24 protein-coding genes and 1 tRNA gene are annotated in these 25,847 nt (G+C 45.8%); 6 read left to right on the top strand and 19 right to left on the bottom strand.

Annotation, left to right across the window (positions count from 1 at the left end; all coding sequences use genetic code 11):
- Window positions 1-268 precede the first annotated feature (268 nt).
- Window positions 269-1,048 (bottom strand): hypothetical protein, encoded by a 780-nt coding sequence (locus H6626_13115; GenBank protein ID USN47113.1) that lies wholly within the window; start codon window positions 1,046-1,048, stop codon window positions 269-271.
- Window positions 1,048-1,224, bottom strand: coding sequence for a hypothetical protein (locus tag H6626_13110; GenBank protein ID USN47112.1), 177 nt, complete (start codon window positions 1,222-1,224; stop codon window positions 1,048-1,050). Before H6626_13110 ends, H6626_13115 begins: the two co-directional genes overlap by 1 nt.
- A 268-nt stretch (window positions 1,225-1,492) precedes the next feature.
- Between H6626_13110 and H6626_13105 the strand changes: the two genes are divergently transcribed.
- Entirely contained in the window at window positions 1,493-2,068 is a 576-nt protein-coding gene (locus H6626_13105; protein USN49039.1) for a site-specific integrase, read from the top strand.
- A gap of 118 nt (window positions 2,069-2,186) precedes the next feature.
- Window positions 2,187-2,276: transfer RNA gene (locus H6626_13100), tRNA-Ser, on the top strand.
- A 112-nt stretch (window positions 2,277-2,388) separates the two neighbouring features.
- On the opposite strand, the gene H6626_13095 is transcribed toward H6626_13100, so the two are convergent.
- The 7 genes from H6626_13095 to H6626_13065 form a co-directional block, all read right to left on the bottom strand.
- Window positions 2,389-2,622, bottom strand: a complete 234-nt coding sequence (locus H6626_13095; protein USN47111.1) for a hypothetical protein — start codon at window positions 2,620-2,622, stop codon at window positions 2,389-2,391.
- A 377-nt stretch (window positions 2,623-2,999) separates the two neighbouring features.
- Entirely contained in the window at window positions 3,000-4,064 is a 1,065-nt protein-coding gene (locus H6626_13090) for a tyrosine-type recombinase/integrase (protein USN47110.1), read from the bottom strand.
- A 10-nt stretch (window positions 4,065-4,074) separates the two neighbouring features.
- The gene (locus H6626_13085; protein ID USN47109.1) at window positions 4,075-4,356 is read right to left on the bottom strand and encodes a helix-turn-helix domain-containing protein; all 282 of its coding nucleotides are present in this window, start codon (window positions 4,354-4,356) and stop codon (window positions 4,075-4,077) included.
- Window positions 4,313-5,608 carry a DUF3987 domain-containing protein gene (locus tag H6626_13080; GenBank protein USN47108.1) on the bottom strand — a complete coding sequence of 432 codons (1,296 nt, stop codon included), beginning with the start codon at window positions 5,606-5,608 and terminating at the stop codon, window positions 4,313-4,315. The genes H6626_13085 and H6626_13080 overlap by 44 nt, the downstream gene beginning before the upstream one ends.
- On the bottom strand, window positions 5,605-5,808 hold the full coding sequence (locus H6626_13075; protein USN47107.1) for an AlpA family phage regulatory protein: 204 nt from the start codon (window positions 5,806-5,808) through the stop codon (window positions 5,605-5,607). Before H6626_13075 ends, H6626_13080 begins: the two co-directional genes overlap by 4 nt.
- Before the next feature lie 120 nt (window positions 5,809-5,928).
- Window positions 5,929-6,750 carry a hypothetical protein gene (locus H6626_13070; protein USN47106.1) on the bottom strand — a complete coding sequence of 274 codons (822 nt, stop codon included), beginning with the start codon at window positions 6,748-6,750 and terminating at the stop codon, window positions 5,929-5,931.
- A gap of 652 nt (window positions 6,751-7,402) precedes the next feature.
- Window positions 7,403-7,711, bottom strand: coding sequence for a hypothetical protein (locus H6626_13065; GenBank protein ID USN47105.1), 309 nt, complete (start codon window positions 7,709-7,711; stop codon window positions 7,403-7,405).
- 527 nt (window positions 7,712-8,238) lie between these two features.
- Here H6626_13065 and H6626_13060 point away from each other — a divergent pair.
- Window positions 8,239-8,853: a hypothetical protein gene (locus H6626_13060; protein ID USN47104.1), complete on the top strand. Its 615-nt coding sequence runs from the start codon at window positions 8,239-8,241 to the stop codon at window positions 8,851-8,853.
- 27 nt (window positions 8,854-8,880) lie between these two features.
- Here H6626_13060 and H6626_13055 read toward each other — a convergent pair whose 3' ends face one another.
- The 3 genes from H6626_13055 to H6626_13045 all read right to left on the bottom strand — a co-directional run bounded on the left by H6626_13055 (window position 8,881) and on the right by H6626_13045 (window position 11,484).
- A complete protein-coding gene (locus H6626_13055) occupies window positions 8,881-9,801 on the bottom strand; it encodes a hypothetical protein (GenBank protein USN47103.1) in 921 nt (306 codons plus the stop codon).
- A gap of 64 nt (window positions 9,802-9,865) precedes the next feature.
- Complete coding sequence (locus H6626_13050; protein USN47102.1) at window positions 9,866-11,170, bottom strand: hypothetical protein; 1,305 nt, start codon at window positions 11,168-11,170, stop codon at window positions 9,866-9,868.
- A 56-nt stretch (window positions 11,171-11,226) separates the two neighbouring features.
- Window positions 11,227-11,484: a hypothetical protein gene (locus tag H6626_13045; GenBank protein ID USN47101.1), complete on the bottom strand. Its 258-nt coding sequence runs from the start codon at window positions 11,482-11,484 to the stop codon at window positions 11,227-11,229.
- A 725-nt stretch (window positions 11,485-12,209) separates the two neighbouring features.
- Here H6626_13045 and H6626_13040 point away from each other — a divergent pair.
- Both H6626_13040 and ltrA read left to right on the top strand, forming a co-directional pair.
- The gene (locus H6626_13040; protein USN47100.1) at window positions 12,210-12,734 is read left to right on the top strand and encodes a hypothetical protein; all 525 of its coding nucleotides are present in this window, start codon (window positions 12,210-12,212) and stop codon (window positions 12,732-12,734) included.
- 1,071 nt (window positions 12,735-13,805) lie between these two features.
- Complete coding sequence (gene ltrA / locus H6626_13035) at window positions 13,806-15,161, top strand: group II intron reverse transcriptase/maturase (protein USN47099.1); 1,356 nt, start codon at window positions 13,806-13,808, stop codon at window positions 15,159-15,161.
- A gap of 838 nt (window positions 15,162-15,999) precedes the next feature.
- On the opposite strand, the gene H6626_13030 is transcribed toward ltrA, so the two are convergent.
- The 4 genes from H6626_13030 to H6626_13015 form a co-directional block, all read right to left on the bottom strand.
- Complete coding sequence (locus tag H6626_13030) at window positions 16,000-17,082, bottom strand: Fic family protein (GenBank protein ID USN47098.1); 1,083 nt, start codon at window positions 17,080-17,082, stop codon at window positions 16,000-16,002.
- Window positions 17,083-17,508: 426 nt separating this feature from the next.
- Window positions 17,509-17,877: a response regulator gene (locus tag H6626_13025; protein USN47097.1), complete on the bottom strand. Its 369-nt coding sequence runs from the start codon at window positions 17,875-17,877 to the stop codon at window positions 17,509-17,511.
- Between the two features lie 105 nt (window positions 17,878-17,982).
- Window positions 17,983-18,135, bottom strand: a complete 153-nt coding sequence (locus H6626_13020; protein USN47096.1) for an AraC family transcriptional regulator — start codon at window positions 18,133-18,135, stop codon at window positions 17,983-17,985.
- A gap of 9 nt (window positions 18,136-18,144) precedes the next feature.
- Window positions 18,145-19,137 (bottom strand): hypothetical protein, encoded by a 993-nt coding sequence (locus tag H6626_13015; GenBank protein ID USN47095.1) that lies wholly within the window; start codon window positions 19,135-19,137, stop codon window positions 18,145-18,147.
- A gap of 193 nt (window positions 19,138-19,330) precedes the next feature.
- On the opposite strand from H6626_13015, the gene H6626_13010 reads away from it, so the two are divergent.
- Window positions 19,331-19,840: a hypothetical protein gene (locus H6626_13010; GenBank protein ID USN47094.1), complete on the top strand. Its 510-nt coding sequence runs from the start codon at window positions 19,331-19,333 to the stop codon at window positions 19,838-19,840.
- Between the two features lie 171 nt (window positions 19,841-20,011).
- Here H6626_13010 and H6626_13005 read toward each other — a convergent pair whose 3' ends face one another.
- The 3 genes from H6626_13005 to katG all read right to left on the bottom strand — a co-directional run bounded on the left by H6626_13005 (window position 20,012) and on the right by katG (window position 25,401).
- Window positions 20,012-22,123, bottom strand: a complete 2,112-nt coding sequence (locus H6626_13005) for a multicopper oxidase domain-containing protein (GenBank protein ID USN47093.1) — start codon at window positions 22,121-22,123, stop codon at window positions 20,012-20,014.
- Between the two features lie 119 nt (window positions 22,124-22,242).
- Complete coding sequence (locus H6626_13000) at window positions 22,243-22,977, bottom strand: sulfite exporter TauE/SafE family protein (protein ID USN47092.1); 735 nt, start codon at window positions 22,975-22,977, stop codon at window positions 22,243-22,245.
- 186 nt (window positions 22,978-23,163) lie between these two features.
- Window positions 23,164-25,401 (bottom strand): catalase/peroxidase HPI, encoded by a 2,238-nt coding sequence (gene katG, locus H6626_12995; GenBank protein USN47091.1) that lies wholly within the window; start codon window positions 25,399-25,401, stop codon window positions 23,164-23,166.
- Between the last annotated feature and the right edge of the window lie 446 nt (window positions 25,402-25,847).

Below are 25,847 nucleotides of genomic sequence, written 5' to 3'. Positions count from 1 at the left end.
GGTGACTTTGTATTTACGCTTTACACCAAATTCAACCAGTGTTAGCGATGTTAGGTTTTAACGTGACCTCGCGGAGAGGTGGGTGAGTGGTTGAAACCGCACGCCTGGAACACCGATGACGGCAAATTCTACCAATCAGTAATTCTAACTATTTATTAATTATTCTAGAGTGTTGAACCAGCTGACCCTTTTTCTCTTTTTTACTATTTTTTGCTAAATTTTGATGGATTGTTTTCACCAAAAGTTTCACTGGTTTTTTCTACTGATATCAGAACTGGCGTAGAAATTTTTTATTTTCGTAGCGCTTAAAATTCCTTTTATACAAGCCATCGGGGGCAAAAATAGGTTTTGTACTTCTTGACACTAAACCACCAAAGCAAACGTCAGCATCGGCTGAGATTAGAAACTCCACCTCACAATTAAAAAACAAATTTAGTATCATAGCATCGTGTGTGCTTATGCCCACCTTTTTGCTTATCTGGATCATATTACCCCATGTGACTTCACCCGCAACCAAAGGGCTTTTGTCCTCTTCTCGTAAGCTGATGTATTCTAAACTATAGGTCTCTTCCAATAAGCCCCAGGATTCTTCTAGGTTGGCTAGAGCGTACTCACAAAACTGAACCCATCCGATGTGTCCAGAGTGGGGCACTAAAGGAAATACATCGCGAGATTCTTTGAGTTTTCTATCTGATAAAATCTTTTGCCCCTCGTCCTGACGGTTCAACCAGGCCTTAATATTTGATTGCAAAAAGCTACGGGCACTTCGGCTCAATTTTACATTTTGATCTTCCAACAGATCCATCAGATGTTCTGTTAGAAATATACGCCGTTGTATATCCAAAAATTCTGCCCTGATGTTCACGTTGGAATAAACCTTAACGCCATATCGACCTAAGATTGCTGTAAGCTCAACTACATCTTCATAAAAAGCGCTGGGATCATATAGGGAGGCAATTAAAAGCTGTGTGTCTACAACACAACGTTGAGGTTCTGTTGATTGCTCTAGATGCGCTTCTAAGGATGAAAATGGACGGATATCGGACATTAAGGATTAATCTCCTTCGGGCGTGCCACCTGGTCAGTTGGTCGCTCTTTAGGCTGATTTTTATCATACTCAAACGTGGACTCTTCAATGATCTTTTTCTGCTCCTCGGACGGCTTTTTCTTAAGCATATTTTTGTATTTTTCTCTGGCCTGATCGAGTTTACTTTTCTGTGTCATAAATAACCTCCGTAGGTTAAGCATACCACCCATTTAATCCCTTATAACAACTTGTTTTCATTGGCGTATTTCCAAAGCAAAAGGAGAGGCTGAAGACCAACTCCTTTTATTAACACAAAAGATAATTAACGAACAGTTAGAATCAAGAAAGTAGATAATCTATCGACAGAGGCCTATATGTCAGAAGGTGGAACAAGGACTGCAACCAAGTCTCCCAGGACTGAGATAAGCTCACCTTCAGTTATCTTTTTTGAATTAGGCGTTTGGCATTCTATCTTTTCAATCAAACTATTTTCTTTTAGATCCATGGATTAGCCTGCTCTCTGGTCTTCGGATCGGTGAAATTCAAGCACTACAGATCTGTGATTTGGATTTTGATAACTGTCAGATTTGGATCAAAGGGACCTACAACCGCAAGACGAAGGAATTTCAAGATCGGCCCAAACAAAGAGATCACGGAAAGGCACCGATGCCACCCCAACTGCGAGATTACCTGATGGAGGTGGCGCGAAAACGACCTGCATCGGGCTTTGTTGTACGGGGCCAAAAATCGGATCATCTAAATTACGACAGGTTTTTGAAGTTTCTAACGAAGACTTGCAAGCAGATCGGCATTCCGGTGGTTACAGCCCACGAGCTGCGTCACTCATGTACCGAACTTTACATCGAAATGGGTGCGAGCGCAGAGGACATTAGGCGGCTTCTTAATCATAGCAGTGTGGACTTCACCCGACGCTATATTCACCGCACAGACAAGCGCCTGAGTAAGATTGCGGCCACAGTGGAGGGGCCAGGGGATGAATTCAACGCACCAGTTAAAGGATTTTTACGCGTTATTAAGTGATTGTAATTCGGTGAGTTTCACTAAAATTTCACTGTTCTTGAAATTCGGGCTGTTAAATCACCTGGACACCGCATTAGATGGCTGCTAAGTTCCTGCAATCATTAAAGTTCCATGTTGCGGAGAGGTGGGTGAGTGGTTGAAACCGCACGCCTGGAACGCGTGTAGGCCTTAACCGGTCTCGAGAGTTCGAATCTCTCCCTCTCCGCCAATTCAAATCTATGTGCTGCTCACCAGAAAAATCTGACTACAGTCCATCGTTCGCTATTGGTGACACCAAAATCGGGAAACTTTTTGGGAAAACTTCATGTGCAGACTTAGCGTCAGCGTTGCGACCATGTTTCACTTTCCTCTTTTTCCCATTCCTTGATTTGGAGGACTTCTTCATGTGCTAGGTCACCGGTTAAGAATAGAGCGCTCAAGTGCCCGCCAACAAAACCAACTGTACCACCAATGACAAAAATTAGGGTACCATCCTCAATTAAGCCATCGACCCAGTCTGGAGAAAGCTCTCGAACTGTAAGCACTACTGACGGGCCAAGAGCAAAAGTAGCCAACAACAACATCCGGGGTAAAACTTTTCTCAGCTTAATTTGCCTTTCATATCGTTCTTGTGAACTCTGGTCTTTGCGAGGCCCTATTGCGTCCCAGCCGTAGAACTGATGCATTTCCCGAGTTGTAGATAGACGCCTGCCCCAAAGAATTACCAATACTCCAGACAGAAATGAATAAATAGCGTGTACACCATTTGTGTGCTCTAGATACAAATTGGCTGTGTAAACTAACCAACATAAAAATACCAAGCCGCCCGGGAAATCATACCATCTTGATTGAAATGGGTCCGTCGCAGTTGTCTGATATTTTGTACTGTTTGATTTTGGTAGCACCCTCTAAGAGTAGTTGTGCCACTAACCTTTGGCAACACACACTAGAACTAATGGCCTGTAACACGGACTAATTTTGCCACAGACTTTAGTCGTTCACCCTTATCATGTACATATCGATCTGTGACAGCCGAAGAGCTATGATTAAACAAAATTCGCAGATCATCTCGACTTGCACCACTCTGCATATACAGCTCAGAAGCTGAGTGTCTTAATGCGTGAGTACCGATACTAGGTAGCCCCAACAACCTACAATATTTCCTTAAGCCATCGTAGAAAGAGTGATAAGAAAGAAAGTCAGTACTTGGTGAAGTCGCTACAAATTCGCCAACACTTTTTACCTTCTCAATACGCAAATATGAAACAAGGTCTGGTGGCATCACAACTGTGTGCCACCTTTTCCCTTTTGGATAATCTTGAAATCGTCCTTCTTTACGCAAATAGGTCGACCGGATATAGATTCGCCCACCTTTAAAGTCTACATTTTCCCATTTCAATGCCTGCACCTCACCAATTCTCATCCCCACAAGTACCTGAAGCCAAATCGCAACTCCGTACGCTTTACCCCTCACGAAACCAAGCAGTGCCCTCGCCTCATCGGGATTTAGGTATTTGCTTTCTTTAGTGGGTACTCGTGGTTTAAGCGTCTTAAGGACAGGGTTTCGTTGCATAATCTCAAACAACTCGACTGCGTCCTCAAACATTTTGTGCATGAGGTTATATAAATGTAAGCAAGTTTGGGGAGAACGCCCCAATCTCTTCGCGCCATTTAGAACCTTCTGAACGTGTGCAGGCCCAAATTGCCTTAGCTTGATCGTGCCAACAGATTCATGAATGTACGAGTTGAACATTTGTATCTGCGAGTTCCGCCACCCAGCTGAGGTATTACCATCCTTGGTATGCTCATGCCACGCACCAAAATATTGAGACAGCGTCAGGCTGTTCGATATGGATTTAACCGGCAGACCTGCTTCCTTCATTTCTGACAACTCAAGCTCACGCTTTTTTGCGAGTTTGGCATCGTAGTGAGTTTCAGTAATCCACCGGCCATCCACACCTTTCACCTTCACCTGAAAGGCAGTGCCTCTTTTAGTTTTTCGCTTTACTATTGCCATACTGTTCTCCTTAGTCTTGGAGACCAGCTGACTCATCCACCTTGGTTGTCAAAGAGCGTGGGTCCATATCTATATACTTCTCCCAATCTATGCAACCTGCTTCAGAGGCGTGTTTGGCCCTAAAATGCTGAATAATTTCAGGCAAATAGAAGCGCAGGTGTTTCTCAAATTTGATATACGGGATTTTTCCACGACATACCCAGTAGTATATGGTGGATTTTGGAACCTTTATCAACGCCGCGAGTTCGTCAGGAGTATAATACTGGCTCATGATCACGCTCTGATATTTCATCGTTTAAGTCTCCTTGGTCGTACTTGCCGGCTTTATTCTTAGTGGCGAACCATCGCTCCAGTGGTCTGCCGCCGGATGGAATCAGAACAAATTCTGCTAAGCCATGTTCACGCAAGAGCTTCAACCCTATTTCAATTTCATTTTGAGACTTGTTCTTTTTAAAGAAGTCGCGTATCTCTGTTCTAGTCATGCCGTCTTGACGTTCGCGAAGCTCTGGCAGCAAATCATCTGCCACCCTGTTGCCAAGAGCTTTGCCAAATATTTCAAATAGACTCTCATAGCTATGTAGCCAAAGGCCGTATGCCGCAGCCAAATGCTCCCGCTCTATCTGTGTCCTTTGGTCAACCAACGCATATATCATTGCAATGCGGATAATATGTGGGGCTGCCCGAGCACTTAGCGCCCCAACAATGCCTGGAGTCGCCGCAGAAACACCTTCGTAAATACTTTCCCAAAACTGTTTTGCTGATTCAGCCATTGTTACTTCACCGGTCGCTTTTCCAAAACGAACAGCTGCTTCCAGCCTCTCAACAAGTGATTGAAACTTTGGAGAGCTTAAAAACTTACCGCCGTGAGGAAGGGACTTTGATCTGTCTACCCTGAAGAATAAGATTCTGTTTCCGAAGCCATTGTTGATCTCTGCCGAAGTCAAAAGACTTCCAAGTTCCTCTTCAGTAATGTTACCTATTATTGAAATATGAGGCTCTTGACACCTAATGCTTTCCTTTTTGGTACGCGCTTCAATACAAGTGCCATCCCAGGCATTTCGCAATATGGTCGATAGTGTATTGCCTGACCGATTCATCACTTTGAGTGTGTTAGCAAATTCGGCATCCATTACTAGCATTCGTTTATCTCTGATGCCGCTTTGAATTACCGGGGGAGCACTACGATTGCAATCAGTTTGACTCTCCCCAGCGTCTTGCACAAAAGCTATCACCCCCTCACCACTAGATAGGCCACTCACAATTCTATTTTTCACGTATATTTGGTCTGTCTTTTCAGCCATTGCGCGAACGTAGCCGAAGGAAGTGCCTTTACGCCCCGTAGCAGTTGGCCCCACCAAAACAATCGATGTATTAGCGAAATGCTTAGTTGCTTCGACTCGATAGTAAGCTGAACGCCCTACGACATTACCGACAATAACGACCAATTGAACCAACACAGCAAGGGGTGAGGACTCCGTATGTGGATCGACTGCTTTTACTATATCTCCGAATAAACCATACAGGGCTTCTTCTCGAATTTTCATTTTACCCCCCCTGTCCCTACAATCCTCTGATCCAGCCAGCCGTGAACGTCGGCAATTCGCCACCCAATCGCCCGCTCCGTTAACATAATTCGACGAGGAAACTTGCCACTGTTCTCAAGCCGAAGAATAGTGGACCGACTGAGGCCGGTTAAATGGACGACGTCTTTTAGACGATAGATTTTGGTGTCTTTTGTACTCATAGAATCTCCTTTTGTTTTGAGAGACCCTAAGAGCTATCGTCGCAACCCTAAAGCCAGGTTCCTGAGTGTCTTTGCTGGAGTACTCTGTAAGTAACTAATTAGACTCGCATATTGTAGATATTAGGGGGCCAAATTTTCTCTTTGGCACTGAGCTTCCCACTTACGAGTTCTTTCACTAAGGCGCTTCGCAATGTCTTTGTCTTCCAAGCCTTCGCAGCTAAGCCCACCGAGAAACTTCCTGCCCAGATCAATCGCCCTAAGAATACCAAGTATCATTTGCCAATTTGTGCGACGTGATCTGTCAGTTGGCGACTTTCGCTGTTTTGACTGCAATAATCTAGACATCGAAAAAATTGCCCAGTTATCAGGTGCTTTCAACAGCGCTATACGTGGATAAGCTTTATACAATGGATGGTATCTAAGCTGACTATCCAGGTCTTCGATACTAACCAAACAATTCAAGGCTATACTGAGTGAGTGAATACCCCCGTTAGCCATATTCCACAGTCTTACTTGATCCTCTGAGGGCATTCCCTTTGAAAGGTAGTCAATTTTATCCCAGTCAGTTTCATTGAATTGAAAAAAATCTTTAGCTTTGTTTATATAGCATCCAACTTCCTGCCGATACCCACCGCTACTATCATCAACCAAGAGCTTCCCATCACTCAACCACCCAGCCGTGGGGGCAAGCATCTGCAGCCATCTGTCCCAACCGCTAGCACTCCACATATTCACATCCATAGTTTTGTCGTAATTGTCGTATTTGTCGTAAATGTTGAGAAAGGTATCTACCAAAAGACCCCGCTCGAAAAGGATGTCATTGAGACCAATCGCTATCGGAGCCCCGTCTTGCCCACCATGCTTGCCCCTCCAATGGATCACTGCGAAATAGGTCTCTAAAATATCACGAATTTGTTCTTCTATTTGTTCCATGAGGTTCATATGGCCTATATCGCCCACCCTTGCATAGCGCAAGGCAAGAAAGAGATAATGGGCAATAACAGCGAAAAAACAGCGACTATGAGGCAAATAGGATGGCTAAAGGCAAAAAGACGGGTGGGCGCAACTTCAAGCCTGGACAATCTGGGAACCCTAATGGCCGCCCCAGAACACCGCCTGAACAGAAGGCATTACGGAGGTTTAACAGAAGCTATTTAGAGGAGCGATTGAATGAATTGCTTATGTTACCGCCAACGACTCTTGCAGCACTTAAGCAGAACCGGGCTACGCCAATGATCGATCTCATGATCATAGCTACCATCGAGAGGGCCGTAGAATCCGGCGATTACCACCGAGTCTCTTTTTTGATTGAACAACTCATTGGTAAACCAATACCGAGACCGTCACAGGAAATAGCCGAGCCAAGGTCTTTCCACGATCAATTAGTGGAACTAGTCCAGGCTGCTGAAGCTCACCACAAACTTAGTGCCTAGGCGACGTTATTTTTATTATTTGCACTACCTACGCCATCAATTTGTTCATTAATATGTTTTCTTAGCGCAAGTGCCCCATCGATCTTTTTGAAGGCAACTGGTTTGCCGCCTGTACCGGTCACTGTAATAGTGCCAGTCCCCAAGATTCGATCAATTAGCCCCTAGCCCAAATTCATGCCCTCTATCTTCCCCAGCATTAGCTCCACGGTCTGCCTACGCACTAGGCCAGTTTTGAAAACTATCCGCTTATTTGTGACCGCAAATTCAGATGACATTAGGTTTACGAATCCGGTAACCGCCATAAATAGTCCAGCAAGCGCAAGAAATACGCCAAAGACAAATTCTGAAACTACCATCACTATACCCGCCACGACAAAAAACGCTGGCAACGCTAGAACGTGCACCGCGTTTAGCTTCGTCTTGTGCATGACCCTTTCGTTATTCATCAAATTTTTTTCAACATAACCCATTTATTCCTCCCCCGTTGTTTACTCTCGATCGGCAGTACACCTCATCGGCAGTTTCCGCGACGATCTTTATATGAATCTGTCGCCGTCAGATAGAAAATTCTTAGCTAGCCTTGGGTCCAGGCTCCGTGAAATACGACAGTCGAAGGGCTGGCCCTCCTGGCGACATTTGCAGCAGATCGAGACTGGTAAGAAAAATGTATCGGTCGTGACTCTTAAGCGACTCGCCGAACTTTACGGTGTTGCGGTCAACAAATTAATAGCAGAACTTTAGCCCTGGTTGGCCTAACCTGACTACACTATATGCCACGGCCAAGTCGTAATTCACAGGTAACATTAATGTTGTCTTTAAAAGTAGCCGACACATAAGCATGAGCGAAGGCAGAATATCATTTGACCCTTGTGACGTACTCGACCTATTGCGTTCTTTGGGTAAAAAACATTTGATTCATGCGAACTCAGTTATCACAGCAAAGACTTTTTGTGAGGCTTTCCGTCTTTTAAGTCGCGGTGCAGTCGAGAGCGAAGGAATGTTTCAAACAGATCAGTACACAGATTCTCTAGATAAAAGATCTGGCATTTGGCACGATCTGTTTTTAAACCTCTCAAATCAACACAGACGATTTTGCCGCCCCAATACATATGGCCCAGTTTCCTTTAGTTTTTCAATAGACATTTTGTTGAATTTTTTTGGCCGTGTACAAGGTGCGAAGATTAGTATCACAAAAATACCGCCTTCAGATTGGGAAAAGCCTGCTTATGCTGGTGAACAAAAGTGGGTTACTTCACTGCAGGATTTAGCGGCGCAATTTGATGCCCCAAGGCGCGGCGAGAACTTTTTTCGGGAAAAAAAAGGCAGGTGGCCAGATGTTGTAATCTCAGGAATAGATGGAATACCTCTGAATCTCTGCCAAACGATTGAAATTGAGACGTTACCCCATGACCCAGCGTTTTTCTCAAAAGCCAAGCGCGCTTTGTTGGAGACATCAAATGGGACTAAACTTTTATCGAAGATTCAACCACTAGCTTGCAACAAAATAAACTGTGGATGCAAAGACCCAGAAAGCTTCAAAAAACCTGAGCTATATATCATCAACGCCAATGAACTTCACCAAGGCCCGGACAAGGCAGCCGTGTCCGAATAATAGTGGCAACATGCCGGCCTTGACATGTTAGAACTTAAACTTCGTATTAGGAAATTCCTCCTTGATTGCTTTGCGCAACTCACGAACCCAAACTTCATTGGTCAGCTTCGTGCGAGCATGCATCTCACAGTCTGTTAGCTTGAGATAGAACTGCTTTTCTTGCTGCAACTTCTTTTGCTCTTCTTTTGAGGAGACACCAGCCTTGACCCGCTTCCAAATATGCATCATCTCATCGTTGTATTTTATCTCTTTTTCGCATTGAGCTATGATCCATTCTTGAAACTCAGGTATGTCGCCGATGAAATAACGAGCAAGATCTGCTTGCGATATATATTCGATCTTAGTGGAGGGGACCGAGAACAGCTTGTCCGTGTACGTTGTAGGCACGCTCATTTCCTTTAAGTACGAAGATACATCCGCCTTTATTGCCTTGGAGAATTTTGATGAGTCAGTACCGCTCAACCCTTTTTGAAATTTGTGATCAATATATATTCGGTGAATGCCTAACAACTTAGCATTTCTATGAGCCCCTCCGACATAGATCAGAAAACAGGAACTATCACATCTACAGTTTTCGGGGTTATCCGGTGGGGGCGTACAAACCCTCTTACCCTCAACATCAAATGCAGGCGCGTTAACGCTATAGCGCAGCTTGCGCATTAAACGGCCAATTTTCATTGCCTCCTGAGCATCGCCACCTGGGGAGTAGAGATAGATCTCCCTAACTGAGCTCCCTGCCTTCTTCACCACAGCAAGGAAACGTTGATAATCACCTTTCTTGATCTCGCCCTCAATCTTAACGACTTTGCCGCCATAAGCATCGATGACCTTAATTCGATTCATGTCACGCAATATAACATCGTATTCATTTTCTTCGCTATTGCTCGCAAGCGAGGTTGCCGCCAAAAATACTAAAAATGTATAACGCGCTAATTTTTTCATCGCCACTCAATCTCCCGCATGTTTTGTTCAAATGATAGTTCTATTTTGCGTCTAGAAAGCTCATGCATAATCACGGGGGTGTGAACGAACAGCGAAACCCGACTGGGCTATTGGTTAGCGTGGGGCTATTGGTGAAATTGACGGCGAAGATGCCTGAGCTGACGCCGTAGACCCAATAGCCACCGCGCCAAATCGCTCCAGCAGTATGGTTGATATAGCCAAAACCTAAACCTGCATAGCTGTTACCTGCATTTGCAGATGTATAGTCACCCAGTGGTCCAAATGCCGGCTTGGGATAACCTAGAGGACCACTAATGCCAAACATTGGCGTCCAGGTTGATACGTAGCTGTCAGGCCCGTATGCGAAACTCGAATCCTCTGCTACCCACTCAACAACATTTGCAGCCAAATCCCAAATGAATTCTCCAGTGGAAATCACATGTTTGCCTCTTGAATCGCGACTAGCAACTGGCCCACCTTCTGGGTCGGCCCCATCATAACCACAACCTGCACCCCCATTGTTACCTTGAAAAATGCAGCCACTTCCTACCGCGCCACCCGACCAATTTGTGCTTTGCATTTCTATATTTTGCGCAATGGTTTGCCATTCCGCATTGGCGATTAAATTAAAGGTACCATCACCGTTCGTATCACTGTCGATGTTGGCTGAACTCGATTCAGAATTTAGGCTTCTGCATTCGGCATTTGCGTTAACTCGGTCGATTTTTCTCCACGGCTTAGCGTCTTCTACTGATCTTGGTGTATGGGTTGCAACTCCCCAATTGTTTGGACTCCCAGTACAGTCGCTACCCGTACCATCACAACCATTGTCGTTGTATGTACCTGGAGCAGCGTCAATTTCAGCTTTAGCTTCGAATTTCATAACGCAAAAATCTTCCGTAGTATTGATCCCGTCATTTGGAACCGGGACATAGCCGTCTGGGCATGACGGTAAGACTGAATTGATAACTGTGGCCGTTGGGCTCGGGATTGAGCCAGCGTCTGCAGTGCCGGCCGCACTATAGCTAGTGCCAGCAAGTATCGTAACACTTACAGTGCCATTCCCCGTGCAACCAGTAAGCTCAATTGTCGGATTTGCCGTGTCCGGTGAAACCACAATTGGTGGCGCACAAACAACGTCACCAGCGACATCGGTATCGACTTTGGCTTCCAAAAGACTGACACTTGCAGCGTTCGTATAGACGACAGAAAATTGAAATGTCGTACTAATATCCCCTGTTGAGGGATTTGGGGCGCTTATGGTGACCGACGGCAACACTAGGTCGTCGTTTTCAGGCTTGTCGACTCCCGGGCAACCCGTGAAGAATCCAACCAAGGCCAAAAGAAAAATAGTTTGTTTGAGGTATTGTTGCACCAAGCTTCTCCCTAAAAAAATTAATTCAAATCCCTAGTAAAATGTTCGCCCACGACTTACTCAGTTTGACTCTGTTGCCCAAGATATGCCTCGACTTCCGTAAGGAAAGTATCAATCCTGCTCCGAATATCTTCAACGCTAACTCGACCATCAACGTAGTCTGTTTCGACAATATGCCCTTTCATGATTAACCCACGGGCACGCCCTCGGCCACGTACCACAACATCGTCCATTCTCCCATTTTCTTCGAAGATAAGCTTGCCACCGTATTCATTTCGCAGCTCACTAATTAAAGAACCAAAATCACGCGACATTGCCAATAGCCCCCTGTAAAACATCTCGGCCTAAAGTATTACCCTAAATCCTATTCCACACATGTGTGCTATGTCGAATTATCCGCCCAGTCGTATCGAATTGAGGCACCTAGACCAAAATGCCCATCCATTAAGCAGGTCGCCTTTGGACTGAAGTTACCGAAAAAAATCACTGCAACAGACAGTGCTAAATTAATGGGCACTTTGACCCCTACCAGCAATCTTCTGCGTATCAAAATATTACACTACAGACAGAAATAGCCAGCGAAATACAATGCACGGCCACTTCACCCGCCCCCAAGCGGTATTTTTTTACTAGACTCACAATCGATACCAATTTTTTGTTACCATTTAATCAATCGAGGCACAAAAATCATTCGGGGGATAGTTTTGACTAGAATCATTGGTATTTGTTCGCTTTTGCTATTTGTTTCATTTGCCTTAGGATGCCTGGAAGGCAAAAAAGGCTCTGCTGGATCACCAGGCGAGCCTAGGCCGCAAGGGGCCCAAGGCACCCCTGGTGTAGGTAGCTGGCAGGACGCTTGGGATAGTGGCACCGCAAACAGCACGAATGATTTGGTCAGCTATAATGGCTCTACGTACATGGCGACGGCCTCAAATACCAATGATACTCCCCCAGGGTCCAATTGGTCGCTTGTTGCGCAAAAGGGTTCAGACGGCGCCCAGGGGCCTCCAGGGCCGCAGGGCCGGCTGGTGCCGATGGTATGGATGGCGAGAATGCAGCACCCAGTCCTGCGCTATACAACGGCGATGGCACCTATGTTGGCAAGGTATTAAAGGAATCAGGTGATTTCACAGTATTTATGGACGATGGTGCTTTTTTAGTTATTACACCCAACCAAGGATTAACAACAGATCATTTCAAGTACCTTTCCACAGACCTCTCCTCCAAGTTCTATATCCATAGGATACCGAGCGGGCTTTCATATATATGCCTTTACAACAACACAGTATGCTCAGGAAGCTGTGGCAGATATGAAAGACCACCTAGAAACTCGCTAACGTTTCACAATGACGATACTGGTGCACGAGTCTGGTATAAATGGATGGGCGATGAAAGTTCTTTTACTAGAGATGGGGTGACCAACGCTTCTTATCGCGATGAAACTGGTGCCTGCCAAATTGAAGCTGACGGCGGCAATACGGCCACCTACTATATCCCTTACCAAACATACACCATACCCCCTGTGATTGAGTCACTCAGCAATGTCTACCTAGGCGTTAAATAGCCCAGAAATGCAAAGTTACAACACATCTAACTAACAACCGGTGCCGAGAGGAACCATCCTGCCTTCCGATGTGTCCACTAAATTTGGGGAAGCTCACACAACTGCGTTTCGGGAAACTTTTTGGGAACCCACCCCCCAAAACCAACTAAAAACAATCAAAAATAACCAAGGCTTCAGAATGAGCTGATCTTACATATAAATTAATTAAAATAAGTGTTTACGCTCTTTTTGGACAAACAGGGTTGACGCCTGGAACGCGTGTATACCTTAACCGGTATCGAGAGTTCGAATCTCTCCCTCTCCGCCATTATGACCAAGATGACACATACATCTTACAGACACCATCAAGAACGAACCATGGAAGCAAGACGAGCGACCGAGCCCCAAGGGGGCGAGGGAGCGAAGCCTGCCGGTTCGATTCCTCATACCAAGAAATTTCCCACTCAAATCACGGATGCAACAAGAGTGATGCGAACCGAGGAGGCTAGCCTCCTGGACGGTACGAGTAGGATGGGAACGTCCCAGAAGGCCCCAACGCCACTGGGTAAAGCTTATCGCCGCCTTTGGATGGTGACATCGGGGGTGAAATTGCGATGGAAAAGTATCAGGAGGTACTCTGAGAAAGCCAAACCTATCGGCCCGAGGAACACGAACACTCTTAATGTGAGTTAATAGGAAGTTGAGTCTGTGCCCAAGCGTATGGTGGCGTGGAAGGCTACATCTTTTAGGGTGTCTGGTTGGGTGATCGTCAGGCCCCACTAACTTCGTGGAACTTAAAGCGATCACATCTTAAAGGACGGCTCCTTGCACAGAGTGCGGGCAGGTAGGATCGGATGTATGAGGATGATGTTAACTGGTGAGACCTGACTGGCAGGAGGTGGCTGGGTTGGTAAGCCACCCCACTCAAAAGCCGAACACATAAGGCAACAGAGGCCAGGGCAGGAGTCAGAGACACCCATAGTACTCAGAAGCTGGGGAAAGCCCACTACACTTCAAGGAGGATAAGGGGAAGGGGTTGTCAGGTTCAACGCAAGTTCGTTGTTCCACTCGTAGGTAAGGAGGAAAGTGAAAATGAACACAAATACCGCCCGGGCGAAGAAGCGCAAGTCCCTTCACCCGCAAACCATTCGAGTGCAACACCGACTGGCAACTCAAACAAAACAAGGGCGCAAACACTGGGATCTTTTCAGGTGGTTGTGTGACCCGTTCTTACTATGTGACGCCATACAAAGGGTGATCGATAACTCCGGCTCTGCCGGTCTCGATGGTCTGGGTGTGGAAGAACTTAAAGGTAAGGAATGGTCCTACGCCACGAAGCTTTCCAAACAGCTTAAAATGAAGACCTATCAACCAGGTCCGGTCCGCAGAGTCTACATCCCTAAAGCGGATGGCAGAGAGCGTCCCTTGGGAATACCTAACATCGAAGACCGGGTGGTGCAGACAGCTCTTCTCATTTTACTAGAGCCTATCTATGAGCAAGAGTTCCTGCCTTGCTCCTATGGGTTCCGACCGAATAGACGAGCCGTAGACTGCGCCGCAGATGTGGCAAACACGGTCTTCAAGTATCGCCACGTGCTAGATGCGGACATTGAGTCTTTCTTTGACCGCGTCTCACACAAAAAGCTCATTGGCATGCTCAAAGAGCAAATCGTCGATCCAAGAATCCTCCATCTTATCCACCAAATCCTCAAAACAGGATTTAAAGAGGTCAATAAACCCTGGCAGCCGACACCAGAAGGGACACCACAAGGTGGCCCCCTGTCGCCCCTGCTGGCCAATATTTACCTCCACTATGGATTGGATAAGAAAGTCGAGGATGTGAAAGCGCAAGGACTGGATATACATCTTTTTCGCTTCGCTGATGACTTCGTCATCGCGGCCAGAACAAAGAGGGATCTGGACCTTGCTAGTAAGTGGCTCAACTACTGGATGCGGGAAGTAAAGCTCACCCTTAAGGGATCAAAGACCACCAGGGTGAACATGAAAAACCGCAGCCGAAACCATGACGCCAAATTTACCTTCCTTGGGTTTAAGTTCCACTTAAGAGCATTCCGTGACAACCCCAAGCGTTTTTGGGTGGCCAGACAGCCCTCGGAGAAAGCCCGTAAGCAACTGCATCAGGCCTTGAGGGAAAAGCTTTTGCCCCACCACACTCTGGAGCAGGCTCGCAAGCTAGCAAAGGAGATATGGCTGGGCTGGGCCAACTACTTTAGGTACAGCAATGCCAATCGGGTATTTTACCGCGAGGTCAGGTCTGTTCACAAAGCTTTGGTGCGATACCTCAGACGCAAGTACCGCCAGCAACGACGTCCAGTGGCTTGGCGCAGGCTATGGCCACTATTGCGAAGTTTGAAGATCGGATTTCGCCCTGTTAGAGTCATTCCAGATTTAGTTCGCCAGAAACAAGTCCAAATACACTTGTTTTAAGTTGAAAGAGCCGGATGCATTCAACGTGCACGTCCGGTTCGGTGAGGGCTGGGGCTTCGCGCCCTGGCTACTCGGTATATGACCAAGATGACACATACATCTTACAGACACCATCAAGAACGAACCATGGAAGCAAGACGAGCGACCGAGCCCCAAGGGGGCGAGGGAGCGAAGCCTGCCGGTTCGATTCCTCATACCAAGAAATTTCCCACTCAAATCACGGATGCAACAAGAGTGATGCGAACCGAGGAGGCTAGCCGCCTGGACGGTACGAGTGGATGGGAACGTCCCAGAAGGTCCCAACGCCACTGGGTAAAGCTTATCGCCGCCTTTGGATATGGAAATTTACTCGCTCGACGTGCGTTCAAACAAAGAGATCCTTTGAAGCTCTAATTCTGGCCTTTTTTCTATTCAACCCTAGTTTTGGCAGTCAATCTTATAGCACACAACATGCTATGATGCCTACGGGAGACAGTGAAATAAAGCGGTGCTGAATTAAGAAAGGAGAAAGTGCCGTCTCCAGCACGAGAGTCGGCGAGCCTCGGGGCTAGCCGTAGATTTCAAGGACATGAGACGTATATTAACGAGCACTAGGGTCTAAAGCGAAGGCCAGAAGTCCCTAGCTGAACGCTCCCGCCAGTTGAGATCTGCTATGATAAACTAAGAGCAAAAGTGTTAAGTCCCGCATCAGATAAGTCGGGCCGAAGTAGCTCATGGCCACCTAGGGTTTGGCAATTTCAGCGAGTAAATTTCAATAGTATGAGGTAGATACTTATGGCCTGTAACTAAATACAATTCCGTCTTTGTTGTTTCTTAACAAGAACAGGTAAATCTCTACTCAAGACCGCATCCGGTATCTCATGCCACGCCCCACGCCTTCTTTCTCAAGATGCCCGTCCTTCACCAAATTTTTGAAATGAAGTTTGACGGTGTTGCGGTTGGCACCAGTGGCGGCCACGGCCTCACCAATGGATGTCGGCCCACGGCTTTTGATAAGTTCGATGATCTGGAGTGAAAGGCGTGGCATCTTGGTCGCCGCCAATTCGTCTTTCATCTTCACTTCAAGTGCGACCTTTTGTTTCTGCATAGATTTGAGAAAGAACTCCAGCCAGTCGTTAATGCCACCGGATTTAACTTTGGTTTTACTTTTGGTTTTGACGTTGATCTCTTCGAGCTCCGCCCGCCCACGGCGCAAAGCCAGGTAGTAAGCGTCTTTGTTCTCTTCGATGACACGTTCAAATGAGCTGTAGGGCACGTAGCTATATCCCAGCTGCATGAGCAGCAGAGTTGTGAGTGCACGCGACAGGCGACCATTGCCGTCTTGGAATGGATGGATGTGCAGAAATACGACCACGAATACGGCGATCACAAGGAGTGGGTGCAATTCCTTGCGTTTGATTTGTGTATTGGTCCACTCGATAAGTTCAGTCATCAAGGCCTGAGTATCAAACGGCGATGCCGTATGGAATATCACGCCTTTACTTTTACCATCAGGACCGAAGGCCTCCACGCTATTGGCAAATTTTTTGTAATCACCGCGATGACGGTCATCCTTAGTGCTGTATTTGAGGAGCACGCCATGTAGTTGCTTGATGTGATTTTCGGTAAACGGAATATCTTTGAAAGACGAGAAGATCATCTCCATCAGTTCCGCGTAACCGGCCACTTCTTGTTCATCGCGAGATTTGAATGAGTATGTTTTCACGCCACGAAGTAGGGCTTCGACTTCAGAGTTGGTCAGCTTCACACCTTCGATACGGGTGCTGGATCCTACGGATTCAATAGTTGCCACCTGACGGAGGGCCGCCAGCCTGTCGGGTGCTAGGGCCTGAGTGGCGGCCCACCGGCCTTTGAACTCATCGAGTTCCGCAATGATGTTGTTAATCTTTATCGGTATCAGGTCTATTTTAGGTGCTCTCATATACCCACAATTACACCCATAAATACCCGTAAAGTCAAAAAATATGGCTATTTAAGGGTATTTATGGGTGTAATGATGGGTAATAGCTAGATAAAGGGCCTATGCCTGTTGGCCGAGTGGGCGAATTGCTACGGATACTCGAGTTTAAACATCGAGACGAGAAGTCTCTGGCTGATCGCCAGAACCTGTGAGGTGAGCGCATAACCATAAGGTCCCAGCCAAAGTTGTAAGTCGCCATATGCGCTATAGTAGCTGATTGGATCTGGGATACGTTGCTTGCGCAATAGAAATTTACTAGCTGGATTTGCCAAAACTCAAATGGCCAAGAGCTACTTCGGCTCGACTTATCTGATGCGGGACTTAACACTTTTGCTCTTGGTTTATCATAGCAGATCTCAACTGGCGGGAGCGTTCAGCTAGAAGTAACTACTCCTTGAACATCTCTTTGATCCAATCGACAAATGCGGGTTTTGATAGGATCACATTGGCTTCACTGGAGGCGATGATCTCTTCAGTCAACCCCGGGGATTCAATGGTCCCGCTAAACAGAAGCACAATGGTTGTTTGTCGGTCTATTTTTCTAGCCTCATTAACCAAATTTACCCCGTCTATATGGGGCATGTTTGTGTCGGTGATGATAATATCAGCCCTCTCTTTTTCGTGGTCTTTTAGCATATCTAGACCATTTTCATAGGCGACCACTGCCGCCGACGGCAGGTAAGCCTCTAATAACGCTTTTGCCAAAATTCTGAAGTCGTAGCTGTCGTCAACAAGGTAGATTTTTGGTACCAACATTTTTGCCTCCTGGATTGATACCTCCAGAAGACGCTAAATTTTTATTTTTTTCGTCTTTCTCAATTAATCAGGCCAAATAACCGTACAACTCCATTGAATAGGACGTCACTGACCATGAGCGTTGGCTTTTCTAAACGCTGAGGGCGTTTCCCCTACGATTCGCCGAAATGCGGCATTAAATGTGGACTTGGAATTGTATCCTACAGATAGTCCCACATCCAAAATACTGGTTTGGAATGATGCCGGGTCTGCGAGCATTTGTTTGGCCTATTCAATTCGAAACTCATTTACCAGATCGTAAAAACTTTTTCCTAAACCCATACTAAGCACCTGGGAGGTGACACTATTTGATAAACCCACCATTTTTGCCAGCCGAGACAATTGGAAAAGGGGATCAAACACCTCTTGAGTATTATCATTGAGGGCTTCCACAATTTTTTGCGAATACGAATCTATTTGCTCTGGGGTTAATCCAGAAGTTTTGTATTTTTGGCCATTTTCTATCTGCGAAAAGTGGCCATTACTGGAGTTTCTCGCTGCCAAAAACTCTTCGCACTCTTTATCTAACCCATATACCTTTGAATGAAAGTGCCCATACAGAGCTGCTGTAAAAAATAAAAGAGCCATGGTCAGCAGGGCCACTACGACCGTTACGTTAGATGCTCCGAACACTGCAAACATAAGCATGAGCAGCAAAACTCCAAACACAATTCCACAAAGCAATAATGCCCAGTTTTGTTTTACTATATCTTGGTTCGCCGTTACTTCTTCTAAAAGAAGGCTACGTTTCCGCACCAACTGGTACGACTTCACCAAAAAATAACCAACCACAGCGCTATCCAACAATCGAATCAAGTTAAGGGCGTTAAATGACCACAGCTGTGTCTGCATCTGGGCTCGTTCATGCGCATCAAATGCGTATATCGCATACACCGCAACCACAACACCACCGACATACGGCAACAATGATAGAATATGTTTTTTTCTAAACTGAAATCCTGGGTTCAGCTCCGACTGTAAGTAAAAATAGAGAAGCGGCCCCACACCCATCACATGTGGTGCCATAGCCCCTCGCAACCTAATGGCCACAGCTGTGCCATAATGTAGATACAAGTAAACAATCACGGCAGACACGGCCACGTTGGCATACAAAAGGGCCAACATGGTGTTGGAAAGTCGGTTTCTGCCCAAATTTAGAATCGCCGACAAGACCAGCAAAGCCACCTGTGACAGAACGAATGTAATTAAAACCTCAGCCATCTAGTAAACCGAGTCACCTTTCACGAAATTAACTCTTTAAAGCATCTAGCAATGGGTGGATGTTAAGAAAAGAAAATCCTTAATTTATTGAAAAGACTATGGACGATGTATACTGGTTTTCCGCTCTAATGGCGGCACTTAGGCCCTTAGTTGGTTTAGGGTTTGCACATCAATATGTGGGGGGCTTAATAAAATGTCTCAGTTTAATACATTAGTTATTTTAAGTGCTTCGCTACTTATTCAGGTGGCCTGCACATCCCAAGATGAAGGCGGCGTCGAACAGACGCCACAACCTCTTGCTGTGGAAAAGGTTATTTTTTGCGAAAGTTTCGCTGGCGGCATTCACTCCCAAGTGATCGCCACCGAGGACCATTTTGCCGCTTCTTTTGACGACTTTCAATACCACAGTCTGCCCTCGTGGTCCTATGTAAAACCCGCCACTCAATGCTCAATAGATAATCTGATAATTGACTGTGATCTCACCTCTTCGCCTGGGGAAGGAATGATGAGTTCCCTGGCAGGCGACCTAGTGATTTTTGAATCCACTAACTCTTCCCACCAGATTTCCTTTTCGTTGAATGAGTGCGAAAGCTTAAACCAATCTCTTTCAGATTTGCCGGCTACAGCCACTGACCTTTTAGGCTCCTGCGGAGACTCACCCAATGGCTGCTCCATCACTGACAACGTAAAAACTGAATACTAATTAGTCGTTTTTTTAACAATTTTTTGGATAGCCCACTTCGCATCGATGATTCAACTAGATATTCGCTTCTACTAAACACCTATGTGGCAGAATTGCACAAGACAGAAAAGGCTCCCACTATTGGCGCAAATTAGTATGTCTTAAACCCCACATATGCATGCAGTTTTGCGCCTAAAATTTCATCTGCAGACCAGCACCCACCTCGTCGTGGGAAAACATCAAGCCGGCGGCCCACGTCCAGCTATTGGCGTACATCAGTGTGGCTTCAAAATCTGTGGCATTTTTACGAAAGGTAGCCTCTATGTCGGTAAAGATAAATTTGGTCCACTGAAATCGCTTTTCAACATCTAGCCTGACCTCGCCACGATGATCTATTAAAAAATTGGTTTCTATTAAAAACGGAAGTATGTATCCAAATCCCAGCGAAGCTCGAGATTGGTCCACCATGTATTCGGCATAGTACACACCCCCCGCAATTAAACTAAAGTATTTGCCGAACCAGCGCCGGTACCAAAGATCAGCTTCGGCCTCATTTAAATTGTCATAAGAGCTGTTCTCATATCGCATTTCGAAATCATCCCAAGTTCGCTTGCCCTTCGCTAACAAACTAATGTGGTTTGTGAAAAAACTCACTTCACTTGTCAAATGCAAATGATCTTTAAACATTGGTGATTGACTTTGAATAGCCGCTATCTCTGGGTCAGGCGTATATCCTTTGTAACTCACTATTCTCGTCATTCCGGTTTTCATGTGGTATAGATTGTGACAGTGAAACATCCACTGCCCTGGCTCGTCTGCAAGAAATTCAATGGTTCTGGTCCCATGAGGCGGAACGTCCACTGTGTGTTTCAGTGGCGAGTAGTGTCCACTTTTATTTAACACTCTAAAAAAATGCCCATGCAGATGCATCGGATGATGCATCATCGAATTATTCACGAATTGAAATCGTACTATCTCGCCTTCTTCCACTTCTATAGATCGATCTTGAAACAGGGCTTTCCCATTAATGTGCCAAACATATCGTTCCATGTCGCCGTCTAAGACCAGTTTTACATCGTGAGTTTTTTTAGCATGGTGAAAATGCGTCATGGACTGGGATCGAAGGTCGTCTACAGTAAGAGTCGATACCGCTGGCCTTGCACTGTGCCCCATTTTTGCTGGCTTTGAATGATGACTATGGCCTCCGTGTTCACCATGACTTCCACTTCCGTTATGTCCACTGTCATCATCTGCATGCTGGCCATGATCCATCTCGGCGTAGAGATTAGGAACGGGCCTTTCTTTAGAAAAAACTTTTTCACCATCACCGATCCAGGCTGAAGCTGACCCCGTCACGTCCTGAGCTGTAGCTTTAAGCTCTACACTTTGCCCGTCTGGCACGTCATATAGCACATCGTAAGTCTCAGCCATTCCCATCAACAGTTCGTTCGCGGCGACAGGCTCTACGTCCACTCCATCTGCTGCAATCACTCGCATGGGCTTTTTGCCCAATGTTACGTAAAAGTAGCTAGAGGCCCCCGCATTTATGATTCGTAAACGAAGCCTTTCTCCAGGTTTTGCGGGTATGTTTAGATTTTTCTTTCCGTTGATTAAAAAGGCATCATATCCCACATCGGACAAATCCATCCCGCCCATTCTCGTCCACTCACTCATTATGAACGATCCTAATGAATGGGCCCACATCGCACCCCACCACGAACGAATGGTGCCTTTTTTATACATGTAGTAATCGCCGTCTTTTTTTAAGTTCTTCATAATTTTGTCGGCCCTTTCATCGGACCAATCACTCACCACTAATACGACGTCGCGATCCACCTTTATGATTGGCTTTTTAGGGTGGATTACAATAGCCCCGTACACCCCTCTCTGCTCTTGCACCGAAGTATGGGAATGATACCAATAAGTCCCGTGTTGTCTGATTTTAAACCTAAAAGTGAATGACTGGCCGGGCAAAATAGGGGGCGTCGTAATGTACGGCACACCATCCATAATTGGTGGCAACAGGATTCCATGCCAATGTATAGATACTTCTTCATCTGGAATTTGATTAATCAATTTAATAACAGCATCGTCTCCCTCTGTGAATTCCAAAGTGGGTGCAGGAATGCTGTCATTTATCATCAAAGCCCAGTCAACCTCCTGTTGACCGCTTAAATTGATGGTGCTCTTTCTTGCGATCAGCTCGTACTCAACAGTTTTTGCCTGACTAACTGAAGATAGGAGTAAAATAATAACAAAAATTCCGACCAACCGATATTTTGTAATGCAAAATTTAGTTTTCATCTTCGCTCCCCTCAATTGATGTCTCTTTGAATACAACATTGCGACACACAAGCTAGCATGAATCAACAAAACAGCTCAATATTTGCTTTCAAAATGTCTAACTTAAAAAAGCTAAATCTCTAGCCAGAAAAAACCTTATATAAAATGCGTAATGCCGCAAAAAATAACGCCGCTTGATAGAGGCGCCGAAAAAGACTCTCATTCACCCTTCCCAACAAATTAACGCCAAGATTCGTTCCAAATATGGCGCCGATACTCATGACAATGATTAAAAGTAAGTACTCTAGATAATCGAAACCCAAATATAAAAAGGCTGGCACCTTGACCACATGTCCTAAAAACTGAATTGCGGCCTTGGTTCCCACTATATTTTCTTTACTAAAATCATTCCTTAAAAAGAAAGGTGCAATAAAGGGTCCGGTGGCGCCTACCAATGGCCCAAGAAAACCTACAGCGATGCCCACAAAGAAAAATGCCCACATGGGTATTTTTAGGCTCGGCAATTTTTTTGGCTTTAAAAGCACATAAAAAATCATCGCTGCTATCAATAGCAACAATGCCTCTTTGTTGTTGATCTGTTGAATCAACCACACGGTCACAGCCACGCCTATTGGCAACCCCAGGGCGAACCATCCAACGACCGGACGAATGATGTTCTTTCGCAAAAAATAGGCTCGTGAAGAATTGCTCACCAATTGCACAACGCCATGAATCGGCACCACTGCTGAAAATGGCAAAACAAACGTCATCAACGAGAGCAAAGTCACACCGCCAGCCATCCCAATAACGCCCGATAAGGTGCCTGTGGCCACAGAAAACAAAAACAAAATTAGCAATAAATTAAGATCATGCATCGGGCACCACTTAATGGACTGGTATGGATATCAGTTCGCCTCAACGGTTAAGTTATCTGGGCCCATTCAGCCTACTTGAAATCTAAAAAGATTCAACATCGGCCATGAAAAAGAACGTTGGTATAAAAAAAGGGGCCTGTATCAAGGCCCCTTTTGGTTTTATAAACGTCTAGTTTCTTAATGCGCTTACTTGAGATCAAAGCGATCCAACTGCATCACTTTTGACCAAGCCGCTACAAAGTCTTTGGCAAACTTGTCTTTACCATCATCTGCCGCATAAACCTCAGCGATGGCGCGAAGTTCAGCGTTTGATCCAAAAACAAGGTCAACCGGAGTGGCCGTCCACTTCAGTTTTCCAGAAGCACGATCTAAGCCCTCATAGACGCCAGGTGAAGCCTCTGACCGTGTCCACCTTGTAGACATATCGAGTAAGTTTATAAAGAAATCTGGACTTAGAACTCCTGGTCGACTTGTGAACACCCCATGTTTGGTGCCGCCAGAGTTTGCATTTAATGCCCGCAAGCCGCCCACAAGCACTGTCATCTCAGGCACGGTAAGCGTTAACATGTTGGCCTTGTCCACTAACATGAAGGTGGGCGACTGCATGCTGTTCGAAGAGAAATAGTTGCGAAAGCCATCAGCTTTAGGTTCAAGAACCGCAAATGAACTTACATCCGTTTGCTCTTGAGATGCATCCGTCCGCCCTGGTTTAAAAGGCACTTTTACATTGCGATATCCAGCATCTTTGGCCGCCTTCTCAATTGCTGCCGCTCCACCTAATACGATGACGTCAGCCAAAGATACTTTCTTTCCAGCAGAGAGCTCTTTGTTAAAACTTTTTTGAATGTTAGTTAGCTTACCCAACACTCTTTCTAGGTCAGCAGGATCATTAGCTTGCCAGTCTTTTTGAGGGGCAAGAGCAATACGAGCACCATTAGCCCCACCGCGCATGTCCGTCCCGCGATAACTTGAAGCAGACGCCCAGGCGGTTCTTACCAACTCAGGCACAGTCAAACCCGACTTTAGGATTTTGCTTTTAAGTCGTTCGACCTCAGCGGAGCTAATCGTTTTATAGTTCGCTGCCGGCACCGGATCTTGCCAACTTAGAGCTTCTTTTGGTTGCTCAGGGCCAATGTAGCGAGCACGAGGACCCATATCTCGGTGAGTGAGTTTAAACCAGGCCTTTGCAAAGGCGAGTTCAAAGTCTTTCGGTTTATCCCTAAATCGAAGAGAGATTTCTCGATAAATAGGATCTTCCCTTAACGCTAAGTCGGTGGTGAGCATGATCGGAGCGTGTCTCTTTGTTTTATCATGAGCATCAGGTACAAGATTTGCCACACTTTCATCATCTGGAATCCACTGAATGGCGCCAGCTGGACTTTTTGTTTTTTTCCAGTTGAAAGCAAACAAGTTGGTTAAAAATTGATGCGTCCATAATGTGGGAGTGGCTGTCCAAGCGCCCTCTAATCCACTCGTGATTGTATCAACGCCATGGCCCTTTCCACATTTGTTTTTCCAGCCAAGACCTTGTTCTTCGATTCCTGCCGCGGCCGGCTCTTTTCCAACACACTCTTCCACCTTGTGGGCTCCATGGGTTTTACCAAATGTGTGCCCACCAGCAATAAGGGCCACCGTCTCTTCGTCATTCATCGCCATGCGGCCGAATGTCTCACGAATGTCTTTTGCAGCAAGCAAGGGGTCAGGGTTGCCGTTTGGACCTTCCGGGTTCACATAGATCAAACCCATTTGAACAGCTGCAAGAGGGCGCTCTAACTGACGATCACCTTTAAAGCGGGCATCAGCCAACATTTTTGTTTCTGGGCCCCAATAGACAAGATCAGCTTCCCAGTCATCTACTCTTCCGCCAGCAAATCCATAGGTCTTAAAGCCCATGTCCTCAAGCGCCACGTTACCGGTTAACACCATCAAATCAGCCCAAGAAATCTTGTTGCCGTATTTCTTTTTGATTGGCCACAACAGGCGACGGGCTTTATCTAAGTTGGCATTGTCTGGCCAGCTATTAAGAGGTTCAAATCTTTGCTGACCGCCACCAGCACCACCACGTCCGTCTAATGTGCGGTAAGTACCTGCACTATGCCAAGCCATTCGTATAAAAAACGCCCCGTAATGTCCGTAGTCGGCTGGCCACCAGTCTTGAGATGACGTCAGCACTTTTTTGATATCCTGTTTAACTGCCGCAAGATTTAATTTTTTAAATTCCTTTGCGTAGTCGAATTTTTCTCCCAAGGGGCTCGACTCTGCAGAATGTTGTCTGAGTGGTTGTAAATTCAACGCCTCAGGCCACCAAAACTGACTTGATTTCGCCTCTCCGGGGGCTGGCCCTTTCATGGCCTTATCCGACGAGGTGGAAGAACATCCCGCCACAATCAGGGATGCTGCCACTAGTAACATCGATGTTTTCATTTTTGCTCCTTTGCTTAAAATTCGATTTTCTGAATTCGATAATTCTACTAGTTCTAACTAATAGATAGTTGAGTTATAAAATGTTAACTTTTCTTTAACTAATGCAACGGTTAGTTCAATTTTACGCAGTGATCTCCTTTATTTTTACTGTGTGTACACAATCACCATCACCTGAAACACAATAGATGTTTAATATTGATTTGCGATCGCGCGATAGGTACTTCCTATTACCAATAACCGCGCAATTTCAACTACTTAGACGTGGCGGGGTTGTTGGCGCAAGCCAACAAAAGTTGAATTTTTCTCCCCTCCACCGGCTGAGACACGCTCGGCAAATGGGATAGCCCCGCTATCCGGGAATAACTTGACGAAAGTGTTAATTACATCAAAATGAATTTTATGCTGATTTGGCCAATAGCAGTGTTAGTCACTGCCGGTATTATCTT

This window comes from Pseudobdellovibrionaceae bacterium, from assembly GCA_023898385.1.
In the GTDB taxonomy this organism is placed as follows: Bacteria; Bdellovibrionota; Bdellovibrionia; order Bdellovibrionales; family UBA1609.
The sequence above is the reverse complement of the archived record's forward strand: the minus strand, read 5'-3'. Positions and strand labels throughout refer to the sequence as shown.

Coding starts and splice junctions, on each gene's coding strand:
- H6626_13115 (USN47113.1), bottom strand. CDS start 1,048: ATGTCCGATATCCGTCCATTTTCATCCTTAGAAGCGCATCTAGAGCAA.
- H6626_13110 (USN47112.1), bottom strand. CDS start 1,224: ATGACACAGAAAAGTAAACTCGATCAGGCCAGAGAAAAATACAAAAAT.
- H6626_13090 (USN47110.1), bottom strand. CDS start 4,064: ATGGCAATAGTAAAGCGAAAAACTAAAAGAGGCACTGCCTTTCAGGTG.
- H6626_13085 (USN47109.1), bottom strand. CDS start 4,356: ATGAAATATCAGAGCGTGATCATGAGCCAGTATTATACTCCTGACGAA.
- H6626_13080 (USN47108.1), bottom strand. CDS start 5,608: ATGAAAATTCGAGAAGAAGCCCTGTATGGTTTATTCGGAGATATAGTA.
- H6626_13075 (USN47107.1), bottom strand. CDS start 5,808: ATGAGTACAAAAGACACCAAAATCTATCGTCTAAAAGACGTCGTCCAT.
- H6626_13070 (USN47106.1), bottom strand. CDS start 6,750: ATGAACCTCATGGAACAAATAGAAGAACAAATTCGTGATATTTTAGAG.
- H6626_13065 (USN47105.1), bottom strand. CDS start 7,711: ATGGGTTATGTTGAAAAAAATTTGATGAATAACGAAAGGGTCATGCAC.
- H6626_13060 (USN47104.1), top strand. CDS start 8,239: ATGTTTCAAACAGATCAGTACACAGATTCTCTAGATAAAAGATCTGGC.
- H6626_13045 (USN47101.1), bottom strand. CDS start 11,484: ATGTCGCGTGATTTTGGTTCTTTAATTAGTGAGCTGCGAAATGAATAC.
- H6626_13040 (USN47100.1), top strand. CDS start 12,210: ATGGATGGCGAGAATGCAGCACCCAGTCCTGCGCTATACAACGGCGAT.
- ltrA (USN47099.1), top strand. CDS start 13,806: ATGAACACAAATACCGCCCGGGCGAAGAAGCGCAAGTCCCTTCACCCG.
- H6626_13030 (USN47098.1), bottom strand. CDS start 17,082: ATGAGAGCACCTAAAATAGACCTGATACCGATAAAGATTAACAACATC.
- H6626_13025 (USN47097.1), bottom strand. CDS start 17,877: ATGTTGGTACCAAAAATCTACCTTGTTGACGACAGCTACGACTTCAGA.
- H6626_13020 (USN47096.1), bottom strand. CDS start 18,135: ATGCTCGCAGACCCGGCATCATTCCAAACCAGTATTTTGGATGTGGGA.
- H6626_13015 (USN47095.1), bottom strand. CDS start 19,137: ATGGCTGAGGTTTTAATTACATTCGTTCTGTCACAGGTGGCTTTGCTG.
- H6626_13010 (USN47094.1), top strand. CDS start 19,331: ATGTCTCAGTTTAATACATTAGTTATTTTAAGTGCTTCGCTACTTATT.
- H6626_13005 (USN47093.1), bottom strand. CDS start 22,123: ATGAAAACTAAATTTTGCATTACAAAATATCGGTTGGTCGGAATTTTT.
- H6626_13000 (USN47092.1), bottom strand. CDS start 22,977: ATGCATGATCTTAATTTATTGCTAATTTTGTTTTTGTTTTCTGTGGCC.
- katG (USN47091.1), bottom strand. CDS start 25,401: ATGAAAACATCGATGTTACTAGTGGCAGCATCCCTGATTGTGGCGGGA.